General features: G+C 36.2%; 1 protein-coding gene. It reads right to left on the minus strand.

What is annotated here, in order from left to right:
* A partial coding sequence (locus tag AB4486_RS28020; RefSeq protein WP_372120092.1) for a hypothetical protein occupies nucleotides 1-181 on the minus strand: 181 nt, incomplete at its 3' end.
* Nucleotides 182-530 lie beyond the last annotated feature (349 nt).

Here is a 530-nt window from a genome sequence, read left to right on the forward strand (position 1 = left end):
TCGAGAGAGTGAGTAGTAAGGTTACCCATTCATCTAGGCCCAACTCGAATGTGTAGGTACCCAATCTTAGAGCTATCGCTAAGTAAAGCGAGAAGGTTATTGCAAAAACATCGTAACTAATACTGATTAAGCGTTTGTTTTTCCGCTTTGTGTTGAGGATAAGTCGTATTGGCTTAATCATTAGATACCTTGATGTCTTTCTAATCTTAGTTTACAAGTAGAAGTGAAGAGGGAATTGGTGATCATTTTAATGTTCTTGAACGAGGTTAGCTAGTTGTAATTGTCGGTTCTTTGTTGAACAGTACAGTATCGCCCTGAATTGTATGTTTTTTGTTCGCCTGCCCTCCTTTTTGTACTACTTTTATTTATATGATTTTGTTTATTAAATAGTGCAGTAGTGGAGGGAACTTCTCTCTTTGTGATGCATGAGGTCTTATCAGGAGTATTGACTGTAGTTAGGCTATGACATTTGAGTATACAAGGTTGTACAGGATAGATATAATTGTTCATATTTTTATCAAATCTTAGGC

The organism is Vibrio sp. 10N.222.55.C6, assembly GCF_041473395.1.
GTDB lineage: Bacteria > Pseudomonadota > Gammaproteobacteria > Enterobacterales > Vibrionaceae > Vibrio > Vibrio crassostreae_C.